At 62.0% G+C, this 15,680-nt stretch carries 13 protein-coding genes; 4 read left to right on the top strand and 9 right to left on the bottom strand.

Going from position 1 to position 15,680, the window contains the following annotated elements:
* Position 1: 1 nt before the first annotated feature.
* From pheA to mtnA, 4 genes are all read right to left on the bottom strand, one after another.
* Positions 2–1,096: a prephenate dehydratase gene (gene pheA, locus HYE77_RS09350; protein WP_003218812.1), complete on the bottom strand. Its 1,095-nt coding sequence runs from the start codon at positions 1,094–1,096 to the stop codon at positions 2–4.
* The gene (serC, locus tag HYE77_RS09345) at positions 1,096–2,181 is read right to left on the bottom strand and encodes a 3-phosphoserine/phosphohydroxythreonine transaminase (protein ID WP_003218814.1); all 1,086 of its coding nucleotides are present in this window, start codon (positions 2,179–2,181) and stop codon (positions 1,096–1,098) included. Before serC ends, pheA begins: the two co-directional genes overlap by 1 nt.
* A gap of 218 nt (positions 2,182–2,399) precedes the next feature.
* Positions 2,400–5,063 (bottom strand): DNA gyrase subunit A, encoded by a 2,664-nt coding sequence (gene gyrA, locus HYE77_RS09340; RefSeq protein WP_003218817.1) that lies wholly within the window; start codon positions 5,061–5,063, stop codon positions 2,400–2,402.
* 302 nt (positions 5,064–5,365) lie between these two features.
* A complete protein-coding gene (mtnA, locus tag HYE77_RS09335) occupies positions 5,366–6,442 on the bottom strand; it encodes an S-methyl-5-thioribose-1-phosphate isomerase (protein ID WP_003218821.1) in 1,077 nt (358 codons plus the stop codon).
* A gap of 108 nt (positions 6,443–6,550) precedes the next feature.
* Between mtnA and HYE77_RS09330 the strand changes: the two genes are divergently transcribed.
* The 4 genes from HYE77_RS09330 (at position 6,551) to HYE77_RS09315 (ending at position 10,250) form a co-directional block, all read left to right on the top strand.
* A complete protein-coding gene (locus HYE77_RS09330) occupies positions 6,551–7,882 on the top strand; it encodes a TRZ/ATZ family hydrolase (RefSeq protein ID WP_003218823.1) in 1,332 nt (443 codons plus the stop codon).
* A 63-nt stretch (positions 7,883–7,945) separates the two neighbouring features.
* The gene (gene ubiG / locus HYE77_RS09325; protein ID WP_003218825.1) at positions 7,946–8,644 is read left to right on the top strand and encodes a bifunctional 2-polyprenyl-6-hydroxyphenol methylase/3-demethylubiquinol 3-O-methyltransferase UbiG; all 699 of its coding nucleotides are present in this window, start codon (positions 7,946–7,948) and stop codon (positions 8,642–8,644) included.
* 4 nt (positions 8,645–8,648) lie between these two features.
* Positions 8,649–9,320: an N-acetylmuramic acid 6-phosphate phosphatase MupP gene (gene mupP / locus HYE77_RS09320; protein WP_003218827.1), complete on the top strand. Its 672-nt coding sequence runs from the start codon at positions 8,649–8,651 to the stop codon at positions 9,318–9,320.
* Positions 9,321–9,509: 189 nt separating this feature from the next.
* Positions 9,510–10,250: a YciK family oxidoreductase gene (locus HYE77_RS09315; RefSeq protein ID WP_177068715.1), complete on the top strand. Its 741-nt coding sequence runs from the start codon at positions 9,510–9,512 to the stop codon at positions 10,248–10,250.
* A gap of 140 nt (positions 10,251–10,390) precedes the next feature.
* On the opposite strand, the gene HYE77_RS09310 is transcribed toward HYE77_RS09315, so the two are convergent.
* The 5 genes from HYE77_RS09310 to HYE77_RS09290 are packed head-to-tail and all read right to left on the bottom strand — an operon-like array spanning position 10,391 to position 15,679.
* Complete coding sequence (locus tag HYE77_RS09310; RefSeq protein ID WP_008437683.1) at positions 10,391–11,905, bottom strand: ABC transporter substrate-binding protein; 1,515 nt, start codon at positions 11,903–11,905, stop codon at positions 10,391–10,393.
* 51 nt (positions 11,906–11,956) lie between these two features.
* A complete protein-coding gene (locus HYE77_RS09305; protein ID WP_177068714.1) occupies positions 11,957–12,928 on the bottom strand; it encodes an ABC transporter ATP-binding protein in 972 nt (323 codons plus the stop codon).
* Positions 12,925–13,881: an ABC transporter ATP-binding protein gene (locus HYE77_RS09300; protein ID WP_102368420.1), complete on the bottom strand. Its 957-nt coding sequence runs from the start codon at positions 13,879–13,881 to the stop codon at positions 12,925–12,927. Before HYE77_RS09300 ends, HYE77_RS09305 begins: the two co-directional genes overlap by 4 nt.
* Positions 13,878–14,735 carry an ABC transporter permease gene (locus HYE77_RS09295; protein ID WP_177050895.1) on the bottom strand — a complete coding sequence of 286 codons (858 nt, stop codon included), beginning with the start codon at positions 14,733–14,735 and terminating at the stop codon, positions 13,878–13,880. The genes HYE77_RS09300 and HYE77_RS09295 overlap by 4 nt, the downstream gene beginning before the upstream one ends.
* Positions 14,732–15,679: an ABC transporter permease gene (locus HYE77_RS09290; RefSeq protein ID WP_003218838.1), complete on the bottom strand. Its 948-nt coding sequence runs from the start codon at positions 15,677–15,679 to the stop codon at positions 14,732–14,734. Before HYE77_RS09290 ends, HYE77_RS09295 begins: the two co-directional genes overlap by 4 nt.
* Position 15,680: the final 1 nt, after the last annotated feature.

Genomic DNA, 15,680 nt, shown 5'->3' with positions numbered 1-15,680 from the left:
CTCACAAAACCGCTTTCGGGTAAGAGCCCAGCACCTTGAGTGCCACGGCTTCCTGACTGATTTTCTCGAGCACACCCTTGACCAGTGGGTCGCGGTGATGGCCGACGAAGTCGATAAAGAACACATAAGTCCATTTACCGCTGCGCGAAGGACGAGTCTCGATTCGCGTCAGGTCAATCCCGTTGTCGTGGAACGGCACCAGCAGCTCATGCAGCGCGCCGGGCTTGTTGCTCATGGAGACGATGATCGATGTCTTGTCGTCGCCGGTCGGCGGCACTTCCTGGCTGCCGATCATCAGGAAGCGCGTGGAGTTATCCGGGCGATCCTCGATTTTCTCGGCCAGGCGCGTCAGCCCATACAGGCCGGCAGCCATGTCGCCGGCAATCGCCGCCGAGTTCCACTCACCCTTGACCCGCTTCGCCGCTTCGGCGTTGCTGGACACCGCCACGCGCTCCACATTCGGGTAGTGCGCGTCCAGCCACTTGCGGCACTGGGCCAGGGACTGGGCGTGGGAGTAGATGCGGCTGATGCTGTCGGTCTTGGTGTTTTCGCCCACCAGCAAGTGGTGGTGAATACGCAGCTCGACTTCGCCGCAGATCACCATGTCGTGCTCAAGAAAACTGTCGAGGGTGTGGTTGACGGCACCTTCGGTGGAGTTTTCCACCGGCACCACGCCAAAATTCACCGCCCCGGCGGCCACTTCACGGAACACTTCGTCGATCGCAGCCATCGGCTTGCTGATCACCGCGTGACCGAAGTGCTTCATGGCCGCGGCTTGAGTGAAGGTGCCTTCCGGGCCCAGGTAAGCCACTTTCAGCGGCTGCTCCAGTGCCAGGCACGACGACATGATTTCACGGAACAACCGCGCCATCTCTTCGTTGCCCAACGGGCCCTTGTTGCGTTCCATCACGCGCTTGAGCACCTGGGCTTCACGCTCCGGACGGTAGAATACCGGCACTTCGCCTTCAGCCAGGGAAGCCATCTTCACCCGTGCAACTTCCTGGGCGCACCGCGCGCGCTCACTGATCAGCTCCAGGACTTTCTCGTCCAGGCTGTCAATGCGTACGCGCAGGGCCTTGAGTTCTTGCTCAGACATTAGCCGTGTTCCTTTTCGAACTCTGCCATGTAAGCCACCAGCGCCTTGACGGCGTGGATATCGACAGCGTTATAGATGGAGGCGCGCATGCCACCTACCGAACGGTGGCCCTTGAGGTTCAACAGGCCGCGCTCGTCGGCGCCGGCGAGGAAAGGCTTGTCCAGGCGATCATCCGCCAGGCGGAACGGCACGTTCATCCACGAACGGTCGGTCAGGTTGATCGGGTTGCTGTACAGGCCGCTGGCGTCGATGAAGTCGTACAGGGTACGTTTCTTCTCTTCGTTGAGCTTGCCCATGGCAGCCACGCCGCCCTGCTCTTTCAGCCATTCGAACACCAGGCCCGACAGGTACCAGGCGAAGGCCGGCGGGGTGTTGTACATCGAGCCGTTATCGGCCGCGACCTTGTAGTTGAGCATGGTCGGGCACAGCGAACGCGCACGACCCAACAGGTCTTCACGGACGATGTTGACCAGGATGCCGCTCGGGCCGATGTTCTTCTGTGCACCGGCGTAGATCATGCCGTACTTGGACACATCGATCGGGCGCGAGAGGATGTCCGAGGACATGTCGCAGACCAGCGGGACATCACCCACTTCCGGCACCCAATCGAACTCCAGGCCGCCGATGGTTTCGTTCGCCACGTAGTGAACATAGGCCGCGTCTTTCGACAGCTTCCACTCGTTCTGACCGGGGATGGCGAAGTAGTCGTAGGGCTTGGCCGTGCCTGCCACATTGACGTGACCGTAACGGGAGGCCTCTTCAATGGCCTTCTGCCCCCAGATACCGGTGTCGATATAGTCCGCAGTGCCGTCTTCCGGCAGCAGGTTCAGCGGGATCTGGGCGAACTGCTGGCTCGCACCACCCTGCAGGAACAGCACTTTGTAATCGGACGGGATGTCCAGCAAGTCGCGCATATCCTGCTCGGCCTTGGTGGCAATGGACACGAACTCATCGCTGCGATGGCTCATTTCCATCACAGAGAGGCCTTTTCCATGCCAGTCGAGGAGTTCACCCTGCGCGCGCTGCAGGACTGCTTCAGGAAGCGCCGCGGGACCGGCACAGAAGTTATAGGCTCTCTTGCTCACATCCAATCTCTCTGATCTGGTGGGACTGCAATCAACATCCCGCAACGCGGAACCCTGTAGGAGCTGGCTTGCCAGCGATGCAAACGACTCGGTGCCTCACTTGAATCGAGTTGATGCCATCGCCGGCAAGCCGGCTCCTACAAGAGCGGCGCGGCGTCGTATTTCAAACGGGACAAACAACAAGGGGGCGAATCTTCATCCGCCCCCTGTGTGTCCGCTTATTCCTGCGGTTCTTCTTCGTCTGCGGCAGCGTCGAGTGTTGGCTCGTCGACGCCGTCATCGGCATCGCCGATCACTTGCCCCTCGAGTGCAATCCCCTCTTCACCTTCCAGCTCCTCGCCTTCGACTTCCGATGGCTCCTGGACACGCTCCAGGCCTACCAACGTTTCGTCGCTGGCCAGCTTGATCAAGGTCACGCCCTGGGTGTTACGCCCCAGGCTCGACACTTCATCAACCCGGGTACGTACCAGGGTGCCCTGGTCGGAAATCAGCATGATTTCCTCACCATCCAGCACCTGGACCGCGCCGACCAGGCGGCCGTTGCGATCGTTGCTGACCATGGCGATAACGCCCTGGCCGCCACGCTTGTACTCGGGGAACTCGCTGATGGCCGTACGCTTGCCGTAGCCGCGGGCCGATGCAGTGAGGATCTCGCTGCCTTCTTCCGGGATCAGCATCGAAATCAGCTTCTGCCCTTCCGGCAGACGCATGCCGCGCACACCGCGGGCGGTACGGCCCATGGCACGAACGTCGGACTCCTTGAAGCGCGTGACCTTGCCGCCGTCGGAGAACAGCATGACTTCACGCTCGCCGTCGGTGATGGCCGCGCTGATCAATACGTCGCCTTCGTCCAGTTCGAGGGCGATCAGGCCCACGCTGCGTTGACGGCTGAAGGATTCCAGCGGGGTCTTCTTCACGGTGCCTTTCGCAGTGGCCATGAAGATGAAGTGACCTTCGGTGTACTCGTCTACCGGCAGCATGGTGGTGATGTATTCATCACTGTCCAGCGGCAGCAGGTTGACCAGCGGACGACCACGGGCAGCGCGGGACGCTTCCGGGATTTCGTAGGTTTTCAGCCAGTACACCTTGCCCTTGCTGGAGAACAGCAGCAGCGTGGTGTGGCTGTTGGCAACCAGCAGGTGAGCGATGTAGTCCTCATCCTTGACGCCGGTAGCCGATTTGCCTTTACCGCCACGACGCTGGGCCTGGTACGCAGCCAACGGCTGGGTCTTGGCATAGCCACCGTGGGAAATGGTCACGACGCGATCTTCTTCAGGGATCATGTCACCCAGGGTCAGGTCGAGACGGGCATCGAGAATCTCGGTGCGGCGCACATCGCCGTATTCGGCGCGGATCACTTCCAGTTCTTCGCGGATCACTTCCATCAGGCGCACCGCGCTGTTGAGGATGCGGATCAGCTCGCCGATCTGGTTGAGGATCTCCTGGTACTCGGCCAGCAGTTTCTCGTGTTCCAGGCCGGTCAGACGGTGCAGACGCAGTTCCAGAATGGCCTGGGCCTGTTCCGGGGACAGGAAATACTTGCCGTCGCGCAGGCCGTATTGTGGGTCCAGGGTCTCCGGACGGCACGAATCTGCACCGGCCCGTTCCACCATCGCTACTACGGCGCTGGATTCCCACGGCATCTTGATCAGCGCTTCCTTGGCTTCCGACGGCGTCGGCGAAGCCTTGATCAGGGCGATGACCGGGTCGATGTTCGACAGCGCAACAGCCTGGCCTTCCAGGATGTGGCCGCGTTCACGGGCCTTGCGCAGTTCGAATACGGTACGGCGGGTTACCACTTCGCGGCGGTGACGCACGAAGGCTTCCAGCAGATCCTTGAGGTTCAGGATGCGCGGGCGGCCGTCGATCAGCGCTACCACGTTGATACCGAATACGCTTTGCAGCTGGGTCTGGGCGTAGAGGTTGTTGAGGATCACCTCAGGCACTTCGCCACGACGCAGCTCGATCACCACGCGCATACCGTCCTTGTCAGACTCGTCGCGCAGCTCGGTGATGCCTTCCAGCTTCTTCTCTTTAACCAGCTCGGCGATCTTCTCGATCAGACGCGCCTTGTTCAACTGGTAAGGGAGTTCGGTGATGACGATCTGCTGGCGGCCACCGACCTTGTCGATGTCTTCGATGATCGAGCGGGCACGCATGTAAATGCGGCCGCGACCGGTACGGTAGGCTTCGATGATGCCGGCGCGACCGTTGATGATCGCGGCGGTCGGGAAGTCCGGACCCGGGATGTACTGCATCAGCTCATCGACGGTCAGCTCGGGGTTGTCGATGAGGGCCAGGCAACCGTCGATGACTTCACCGAGGTTGTGTGGCGGGATGTTGGTGGCCATGCCCACGGCGATACCGCTGGAGCCGTTGACCAACAGGTTGGGAATACGGGTCGGCATGACCGCCGGGATCATTTCGGTGCCGTCGTAGTTCGGCACCCAGTCCACGGTTTCCTTGTGCAGGTCAGCCAGCAGCTCGTGCGCCAGCTTGGTCATGCGCACTTCGGTGTATCGCATGGCCGCAGCGTTGTCGCCGTCGACCGAACCGAAGTTGCCCTGGCCGTCTACCAGCAGGTAGCGCAGGGAAAACGGCTGGGCCATCCGAACGATGGTGTCGTACACCGCAGTGTCGCCGTGAGGGTGATACTTACCGATCACGTCACCGACAACACGGGCAGATTTCTTGTACGGCTTGTTCCAGTCGTTACCCAGCTCGCTCATCGCGAACAGCACACGCCTGTGCACGGGCTTCAAGCCATCGCGCGCATCAGGCAGTGCCCGACCGACAATTACGCTCATCGCGTAGTCGAGGTAGGACTGTTTCAGCTCGTCTTCGATATTGACCGGGAGGATTTCTTTGGCCAGTTCGCCCATGAGAAGCCTGATTCCTTTTTCGGGTGAAACCTCGTCACATCCTATGGGACGAACGAAGCTCGCCGCTGCCGGCATGATGCCTGGCAACGACTTACGACAAATCAACGAGTTATGACACGGATCTGCGCATTAAAGGTTACCCCTTGGGGTGACCCTGGAAACCGCCGGATGTTATCACAATCGCCGCCACGCACCTATCCCCCTGATGCGCATGGAGCATAGTAAGTTGACGGATGACAGGCTTGACGGCGACGAGAGGGCCTTAGAGCTGGATCCAAGGGGATTTTTGCGGGCAAATTGCCTCAATGCAGGCGTTTACGACACATCAGTTGCGCCAACTTCGCCGTGTCGGGGCGTTCGACGATGCCTTTTTCAGTGACGATCACATCAATCAGGTCCGCCGGCGTCACGTCGAACACCGGGTTGAAGGCGTCTACATCAGCGGCTACGCGGGTGCCGCCGACTTCCAGCAGTTCACGGGCGTCGCGCTCTTCAAGCGGCACGTCATCACCGCTGGCCGCCATCAGGTCGATGGTTGAGCTGGGCGCCACCACCATGAAACGCACGCCGTGATGCATGGCGCACACCGCCAGCTGATAGGTGCCGATCTTGCTGACAACATCGCCATTGGCCGCAATGCAGTCGGCACCGACGATCACCCAGGTCACGCCTTTGGTCTTGAGGATATGCGCACCCGCCGAATCGGCATTCACGGTGACCGGAATGCCTTCATTGGCCAATTCCCAGGCCGTCAGCCGCGAGCCTTGCAGCCAGGGCCGGGTTTCGTTGGCGTAGACGCGCTCCACCATGCCTTCCAGGAACGCCCCGCGAATCACCCCGAGCGCGGTACCGACGCCGCCGGTAGCCAACGCACCCGCATTGCCATGGGTCAGGATCGCCTGGACATTGCCCTGGTGCTTGCGGATCAGCTCTACACCCAGCTGCGCCATGGTCAGGTTGGCTTCACGATCACTCTGGTGAATCGCCACCGCCTCGGCCTCCAGCACCTTCAACGGATCGGCGTGTTTCTTGAGGCGATCGAGGCAATCGCGCATGCGCTTCATGGCCCAGAAAAGATTCGACGCGGTCGGGCGGGTATCCGCCAGCAGCGCGTAGTCCTCTTCCCAGGCGGCCTGCCAGTCATCGCCCTCGGCGATATGGGCACGAGCGGCTAGCACTAGGCCATACGCCGCACTGATGCCAATGGCCGGCGCACCGCGCACCACCATCGTGCGAATGGCCTCGGCCACCTCGGCAGCACTGGTGCAGGCGACCCAGGTTTCTGCAGACGGCAAAATACGCTGATCGAGCAGGTACAGTGCGCCATCACGCCAGTCGATGGCCTTCACTTTCTCCGCAGCCAACAGTCGATCGCGCATCCCTCACCCCGCACTCATGAACAAAAGCCGCCGATTATAGCGATCCGCCAGCCAGGACGCTCGGGTATACTTCGCCGTTCTTTATAGATGCCTGGGAAACTGCCCTCGATGACACCGACTGCCGCCCCGCTCGACTTATTGCTGCTGCCCACCTGGCTGGTACCTGTCGAGCCTGCCGGCGTAGTGCTCAAGGAGCACGCCCTGGGCATTCGTGACGGGTGCATTGCGTTTATCGGCCCACGCGCCGCGGCCTTGAAGCTCGCAGCGAGCGAAGTGCGTGAACTGCCGGGCATGCTGCTCAGCCCCGGCCTGATCAACGCCCACGGCCACGCGGCCATGACGCTGTTTCGCGGCCTGGCCGACGACCTGCCGCTGATGACCTGGCTGGAAAACCACATCTGGCCCGCCGAGGCCAAGTGGGTCGACGAAGCCTTCGTCCGCGACGGCACTGACCTGGCCATCGCCGAGCAGATCAAGGGCGGCATCACGTGTTTCTCGGACATGTACTTCTTCCCGAAAGTCGCCAGCGAACGCGTGCACAACAGCGGCATGCGTGCGCAAATCGCCATCCCGATCCTGGATTTCCCGATTCCCGGCGCTGCTGACGCCGACGAGGCGATTCGCCAGGGCGTCGAGCTGTTCGGCGACCTCAAGCATCACCCACGGATCAAAATCACCTTCGGCCCGCACGCGCCGTACACCGTCTGCGATGAAAACCTGGAAAAAATCCGGGTGATCGCCGAGGAACTGGACGCCTCGATCCACATGCACGTGCATGAAACCGCCTTCGAAGTGCAGCAGTCCGTTGAACAGCGTGGTGAACGCCCGCTGGCACGGCTTGGCCGCCTGGGTTTGCTGGGGCCGCGCTTCCAGGCCGTTCACATGACCCAAATCAGCGATGACGACCTGACTTTGCTGGTAGAAAGCAACACCAGCGTGATCCATTGCCCGGAATCCAACCTGAAACTGGCCAGCGGCTTCTGCCCGGTGGAACGCCTGTGGCAAGCCGGCGTCAATGTGGCAGTAGGCACCGACGGCGCGGCCAGCAACAATGACCTCGACCTGCTGGGCGAAACCCGCACCGCCGCGCTGCTGGCCAAGGCCGTCGCCGGCTCGGCCACCGCCCTGGATGCCCACCGCGCCCTGCGCATGGCCACCCTCAACGGCGCCCGGGCCATGGGCCTGGAAAGTCAAATCGGCTCGCTGGAAGTCGGCAAGGCCGCTGACATCGTGGCCTTCGACCTGTCGGGCCTGGCGCAACAACCGATCTACGATCCGGTCTCACAGCTTATATATGCCACCGGACGCGATTGTGTGAAACACCTTTGGGTCGGCGGCAAGCAATTGCTCGACGACCGGCAACTGACCCGCCTGGATGAACAACAGTTGTGCGCCACGGCCATCGCCTGGGGCCAGCGCATCAGCGGACACAGCGAATAACACCCGCCCTGGCAACGCATGCCAGGGCCGGCAAAACGTTTTATCAGATTTAGAGGATTCCCCATGAGCAACGTCGACCACGCTGAAATCGCCAAATTCGAAGCCCTCGCCCATCGCTGGTGGGACCGCGAAAGCGAGTTCAAACCCCTGCACGACATCAACCCGCTGCGGGTCAACTGGATTGACGAGCGCGTCAACCTGGCCGGCAAGAAGGTACTGGATGTGGGTTGCGGCGGCGGGATCCTCAGTGAATCCATGGCTCAGCGCGGCGCCACCGTGATGGGTATCGACATGGGCGAAGCGCCATTGGCCGTGGCCCAGTTGCACCAACTGGAGTCCGGCGTGAACGTCGAATACCGGCAGATCACCGCCGAAGAGCTGGCCGAAGAGATGCCCGGGCAGTTCGACGTGGTCACTTGCCTGGAAATGCTCGAACACGTGCCGGACCCGTCCTCGGTGATCCGCGCCTGCTTCCGCATGGTCAAGCCCGGTGGCCAGGTATTCTTCTCCACCATCAACCGCAATCCGAAGGCGTACCTGTTCGCGATCATCGGTGCCGAATACATCATGAAGCTGCTGCCCCGCGGCACCCATGACTTCAAGAAATTCATCCGCCCTTCCGAGCTGGGCGCCTGGAGCCGTCAGGCCGGGCTGACCGTCAAGGACATCATCGGCTTGACCTACAACCCGCTGACCAAGCACTACAAGCTGGCCAGCGACGTTGACGTCAACTACATGATCCAGACCCTGCGCGAGGAGTAAGCCTGTGAAGTTGCGAGCGGTTCTTTTCGACATGGACGGTACCCTGCTGGACACCGCGCCAGACTTTATCGCCATCTGCCAGGCCATGCGCGCTGACCGCGGCCTGGCACCGATCAACGACCAGCACATCCGCGATGAAATCTCCGGCGGCGCCCGGGCGATGGTCGCCGTGACCTTTTCCATGGACCCCGAGTCCCCGGGCTTTGAAGAGCTGCGCCAGGAATTCCTCGAGCGTTACCTCAAGGGCTGCGCGATCCACAGCAAGCTGTTCGAGGGCATGGAAGAGCTGCTGGTGGATATCGAGAAATCCAGGCTGATCTGGGGCGTGGTCACCAACAAGCCACTGCGCTTTGCCGAACCGATCATGCAGCAGCTAGGCCTGGCCGAGCGCTCCGCGCTGCTGATCTGCCCGGACCACGTGAAGAACAGCAAGCCGGACCCGGAACCGTTGATCCTGGCGTGCAAGATGCTCGACCTGGACCCGGCCAGCGTGCTGTTCGTGGGGGATGACCTGCGGGACATCGAGTCGGGCCGCGACGCCGGCACTCGCACCGCGGCGGTCACCTACGGCTATATCCACCCGGACGACAACCCGCGCAACTGGGGTGCCGATGTGGTGGTGGATCACCCGCTGGAATTGCGCAAAGTGCTGGACAGCGCGCTGTGCAGCTGCTGATCGGGACTGCCTGAGGTTGCTGCAACTTTGTGGCGAGGGAGCTTGCTCCCGTTCGACTGCGCAGCAGTCGCGAAAAGCTGGGGCTGCTTCGCAACCCAACGGGAGCAAGCTCCCTCGCCACAGAAGCCTTGGCCAGCCTTAGCCGCAATCAATCACATGGATTTTCTGTGAACTTTGTCGAGGTTGTTTATGTTTGATTACTCCGCACGTCCAGAACTGCTCAAGGGCCGGGTCATCCTGGTCACCGGCGCCGGTCGCGGGATTGGCGCAGCGGCGGCCAAAACCTATGCTGCCCACGGCGCCACCGTGCTGCTGCTGGGCAAGACCGAAGCCAACCTGGCCCAGGTCTACGACGAAATCGAAGTCGCCGGCCAACCGCAGCCGGTGGTGATCCCGTTCAACCTGGAGACCGCCCTGCCCCATCAATACGATGAGCTGGCAGCGATGATCGAAAAGGAGTTCGGCCACCTCGACGGTTTGCTGCACAACGCCTCGATCATCGGCCCGCGCACACCGATCGAGCAGTTGTCCGGCGAGAACTTCATGCGGGTGATGCATGTGAACGTCAACGCGATGTTCATGCTGACCAGCACGCTGTTGCCGCTGCTCAAGCTGTCCCAGGATGCGTCGGTGGTGTTCACCTCAAGCAGCGTGGGCCGCAAGGGCCGGGCTTATTGGGGGGCTTACGGGGTGTCGAAGTTTGCCACCGAAGGGCTGATGCAAACCCTGGCGGACGAGCTGGACAACGTCGCACCAGTGCGCGCCAACAGCATCAACCCGGGCGCCACCCGCACCAGCATGCGGGCCCAGGCGTATCCAGGGGAGAACCCGACCGATAACCCGACACCGGAGGAAATCATGCCGGTGTACCTGTACCTGATGGGGCCGGACAGTACCGGCATCAATGGGCAGGCGTTTGACGCGCAATAACCATCTGGAACACAGTACAACCTAATGTGGGAGCGGGCTTGCTCGCGAAGGCGGAGTGTCAGTCAACAGAGATATCGACTGATCCACCGCCTTCGCGAGCAAGCCCGCTCCCACATTTGTATTGCGGTGATCTCTAGAACTTAGTTCTTCACCACTTCCTCAAGCGTGAAGCGCCCCAACGGGTTTTGCAGGAAGTTGCTGACGTTCTTGCGTGAGATGTTGATGTACGGGCTGTAGTACAAGTCGATCCAGTTCACATCCTGTTTCGCCATTTTCTGCAGGTCGACGTACATCTGCTCACGCTTGACCGGGTCCGCCTCGATCCGCGCCGCGGCCACCAGGTCCTTGACCTTGTCGTTCTTGTAGCGGGTCATGTAGTTCTGGTTGGTGTCGTGGCCCAGCACGAAGGTGGTCTTCTGGTCCGGGTCGAGGATGTCGTTGGTCCAGTACATCACCGAAATATCGTAATCGCCGTCCACCAGCATCTGCCAGCTTTGGGTCGGGTCGACCTTTTGCAGGTTGGCCGTCACACCGACCTTGGCCAGTTGATCCTTGATCATCACCGCAATCTGCTCGTCGGCTTCGTTGCCGGCGTTGACCACGTAGTTGAGCTTCAAATCCTGGGCGCCGGCAGCCGCCAGCAGCTTCTTGGCTTCGGTCGGGTCATACGGGCGTTGCAGGTTGTTGGCGTAGTGGTACAACGAGCCTTTTGGAATGTAGGAATAGGCCACGGTGCCCTGGCCGAAGGTGGCGGTTTTCACCAGCGATTGTTTATCGATGGCCATGTCCAGCGCCTGGCGCACTTCCGGCTTGGCCAGCAGGCCGTGGGCGTGGTTGATCAACAAGTGATCTTCACGGGTAGACGGGTCGGAGTGCACCACCACGTTCTTGTCTTTTTTCAGCTCTTCAACCCGGGAAAACGGGACGAAGATCGCCGTGTCCAGCTCGTTGTTCTGCACCATGCGCATGCGGGTGTTGTCGTCGGTGACGGAGACCCATTCCACACCATCCAGGCTGACGTTGCTGGCCTGCCAGAAGTTCGGGTTCTTCTTCAGGATCACCCGATCGCCCTTGCGCCACTCGTCCACGGTAAACGCGCCGGAGGTCACCGGGTTTTCCGAGTAGGCGTCTTCGCCCATCTTGGTCATGGCTTTTTCCGACAGGATCGACACCGTCGGCGAAGCCAGTTGCGAGAGGAAGGCCACCGCCGGGGTTTTCAAGGTCACGACCAGCGTCTGCGGATCAGCTGCCTTGGCGGTGTTGATCAGGCTGAACGGGTCGCTCCATAGCGAGGCCTTGTTGTCGCGGATGCGCAACAGGCTGAAGGCAGCGTCGTCGGCGGTGATCGGCGAGCCATCCGAGAACTTCGCGGCACGCAGCTTGAAGGTGTACGTCAGGCCGTCCTTGGAAATGTCCCAGCTTTCTGCCAGCCCCGGTTCCATCTTGGTGCCCAGGTTGTCCACGCGTACCAGGGTGTCATAGACGTTGGCGAACACCCAGGTGTCGCGGTTCTGCGCGCTTTTGATCGGGTCAAACGTGGTGCTGTCTTCGCGGCAGCCGATGGTCAGCACACCCGCCGCGTGGGCGATACCGGCGGTCAGCGACCAGGCGGTGAGTGTGGCGGCGGCGAGCAACTTCAAGTGACGGGATTGCATGTCATAACTCCTTGTCTATAACGGCGGTTGTTCATGATCGGCAGGAAGGGTTCAAAGCAAAGGTTCTTCAAGCACGCAACTGTACCGATGCGTTTGCACAACGTGAGTCGGCGGCAATACCTCGGCACACACGGCTCGTGCATGTCGGCAACGCGGGTGAAAGGCGCAACCACTGGGCAGTTTCAACGGGCTCGGCGGCTCGCCCGGCAACGGTTCGCTGGGCAACGGGCGGTAAGGATCAATCTCCGGGATCGCCTGGATCAACGCTGCTGTGTAGGGATGGCGCGGCGTGGTGAACACCGCCTCCACCGGACCTTCCTCAACGATTTTCCCCAGGTACATCACCGCCACCCGGTCGCACAGGCGGCGGACGATGGCCAGGTCGTGGGCGATAAACAGGATCGCCAGGTTCATGCGCTGTTGCAGTTCCAGCAGCAGGTTGATGATCTGGCCCTGGATCGACACATCCAGGGCAGCCACGCATTCGTCGGCGATGATCAGCCGCGGCTCCACCGCCAGCGCCCGGGCAATGCCGATGCGCTGGCACTGGCCGCCGCTCAGGGAGCCGGGCTTGCGGCTGGCAAGCTCGGGGCGCAGGCCTACGAGGTCGAGTAATTCGTCGACCCGGCGTGGGATGTTTTCCGACGCCACCTTGCGCTGCACCCGCAGGACTTCGGCGATGGTTTCGCCGACGGTAAGACGCGGGTTCAGGGCCGCGTAGGGATCCTGGAAGATCATCGCCGTCTCGTGCCGCAAACGGGCGATATCGACCGGCCCGGCGTGGGCCATGTCGATGCCGTCAAACACCACCTGCCCGGCGCTGATGGGGTTGAGGTGCAGGATCGCCCGCCCCAATGTGCTTTTGCCGCTGCCGGACTCGCCCACCAAACCCAGTGTTTCACCGGCGGCCAGGGTCAACGACACCCCGTTGACCGCCCTCACCCACTGTTTATTCAGGCCGAACAGGCCGCTGCCGGCGGCGGCGAAACGCACCTCAAGGTCATTCACCTGCAACAACGTCATGGGCGAACTCCCAGGGGATAGTGACAGGCCACCCGCGCGCCTTCCGGCAGCAGCTCGGTGCACAAACTGCCGACTTGCGGGCAGCGCGGGTTGAACCGGCAGCCCTTGGGCAATGCGTCGAGCAATGGCGGTTGGCCGGCGATGGTGCGCAACAGGGCGTGGCCGCTGCTGGTGGCGGGCTGGCACTCGATCAGGCCGGCGGTGTAAGGGTGTTGCGGGTGTGCCAGCAGCTCGTATTTGCTGCCGTGTTCGCACAGGCGCCCGGCGTACATCACGGCGATGGAGTCGCAGGTTTGCGCCACCACGCCCAGGTCGTGAGTGATCATGATGATCGACAGGCCACGCTGGTCCCGCAGGTCCAGCAACAGCCGCAGAATCTGGGCTTGCACGGTCACGTCGAGGGCGGTGGTCGGTTCGTCGGCAATCAGCACCTTGGGATTGCAGCCAAGGGCCACCGCGATCATTGCCCGCTGGCGCATGCCGCCGGAAAACTCGTGGGGGTAATTGTCGATCCGCGCCTGGGGATCGGGAATGCCGACCTGGCGCAGCACTTCGATAGCCTGCAAGCGCGCCTCCTTTTTCGACGCGCCCTGGTGCAGTCGGATGCCTTCGGCGATCTGCTCGCCGATGCGCATCAACGGGTCGAGGTGGCTACTGGGGTTCTGGAAAATCATCCCAAGTTGCCCACCGCGTACCGCGCGCATGCCGGCGTCATCCAGCTGCAGAAGGTCCTGGCCCGCCAGGCGCACCGAACCGCCCTGCACCCGCAGGCTCGGGGACGGCAGCAAGCGCATCAGCCCGCGACAGGCCATGGTCTTGCCCGAACCGCTTTCGCCCACCAGGCCGAGGATTTCACCTTCGGCCAGGTCGAACGACACCCGGTCCACCAACGTTACGTCGCGCCCGGTGTTATTGGCGATGACGCTCAGGTCCTGCACCTGCAACAGGCTCATGAGCGATCCCCCAGCACTTGCGCCACACCATCGGCCAGCAGGCTGAAGCCCATGGCCAGGGTCACGATGGCCAGGCCCGGGAAGGTGCAAATCCACCAGGCGGTGGTGATGAACGCCTGGCCTTCGGCAACCATGGTGCCCCACTCGGCGGTCGGCGGTTGTACGCCCAGGCCGAGGTAGCTGACCGCTGCGCCGTTGAGCAGCACCAGCACTGCGTCAGACATCGAGAACACAATCGAACCGAACATCGCGTTGGGCAACAAATGCCGGAACAGAATGCGCCCATGGCCAAAGCCCAGGCTTTTGGCGGCCAGGGCGAAGTCGCTTTCCTTGAGCACCAGGATCTGCGAGCGGATCAGCCGCGCGTAGGACACCCAGCCCACCAGCGCCATGGCGATGTAAAAGCTTTTCAAACCCGGACCGAGAATGGCCATGATCGCCAGCATCAGCACCAGGAAAGGGAACGCGAGGATCACGTCGATCACCCGCATGCAGAAGCTGTCGAAACGCCCGCCGATGTAGCCGGACACCGCACCGACGAAGGTGCCGATCAGGAACGGAAAGATCACCCCGACCACCGCCAGTTGCAGGTCGATGCGTGCACCCCAGATCACCCTCGAAAGGATGTCTCGCCCGTAGTTGTCCGTGCCAAATGGATGGACCTGGCTGGGACCCAGCAAACTGATGTCGGTGTTTTGCGCAATCGGGTCAAAGGGTGCGATCCAGGGGGCGAACACGGCCAGCGCCAGCCATGTCAGCAGAATCAACAGGCCCCAGGCCGCCGTCAGCCGGCCATTGCGAAAACCAAAGCGCAGGCGCAGGCGCCATGGGGCGATCAATGGGCGGCTGCTCATTGCATCTTCACTCGCGGGTCCAGCGTGACCGTCACCACATCGGCAACAAAGTTGACCAGCACGGTGGCACAGGCCAGCACCATCGCCACGCCCTGCACCACCATGTAGTCGCGGGTGAAGATGCCGCGCACCAGCAATTGGCCGATGCCGGGAATCGCAAACAGGCTTTCGATCACCACCGTGCCGCTGATCAGCCAGCCAATGTTCACCGCCAGCAGGTTCACCGCCGGCACCAGGGAATTGGGCAGCACATGACGACGAAACACCGCCGCCTCCGACAACCCGCGCGCCCGGGCGGCGGTAACGTGGTCAGCCTGCAACTCCATCAACATGCTCGCCCGCAGGTTGCGCACCAGCACCGCCGACAGCGCCAGGGCGATGGTCAGGCACGGCAGAACCATGTGGTGCGCCTTGTCCAGCCAGGTGCGCCCATACCCGGAGACCGGGAACAGGCCCCATTGCACGCTGAGCAACAGGATCAGCATCAACCCCAGCCAGAACGCCGGCATGCCCAGGCCCACCGTAGTGAACAGCCGGATCAGGTTATCCGCCCAGCCACCTTTATTACGCGCGGCCACGGTGGCCAGCGGCACCGCGATCAACAGCGCCAGCAGCACACTGCCGAGCACCAGGAACAGGGTCGGCTCGATGCGGGTGACGATCAGTTTCAGCGCGTCGACCTTGTACAGCAGTGACTGGCCGAGGTCGCCCTTGAGCAGGTTTTTCAGGAAGTAGAAATATTGCAGCCACAGCGGCTGGTCGAGGCCGTACTGGGCGCGGATCTTCAGCAACGCGTCCGGGGTGCTGCGCGAACCCAGCAGGGCCCGCGCCGGGTCGCCGGGAATCGAGCGCACCAGCACAAAGGTGATCAGGCTGATGCCAAACAGCACCGGCAGCAATTGCAGCGGCCGGGACAGCACAAAACGGTAACGCGCCAGGTTCATC

Origin of the sequence: Pseudomonas sp. IPO3774, from assembly GCF_013386835.1 — a bacterium.
GTDB lineage: Bacteria > Pseudomonadota > Gammaproteobacteria > Pseudomonadales > Pseudomonadaceae > Aquipseudomonas.
Note: the sequence above shows the minus strand (reverse complement) of the source record. Positions and strands in the feature narration are given on the sequence as shown.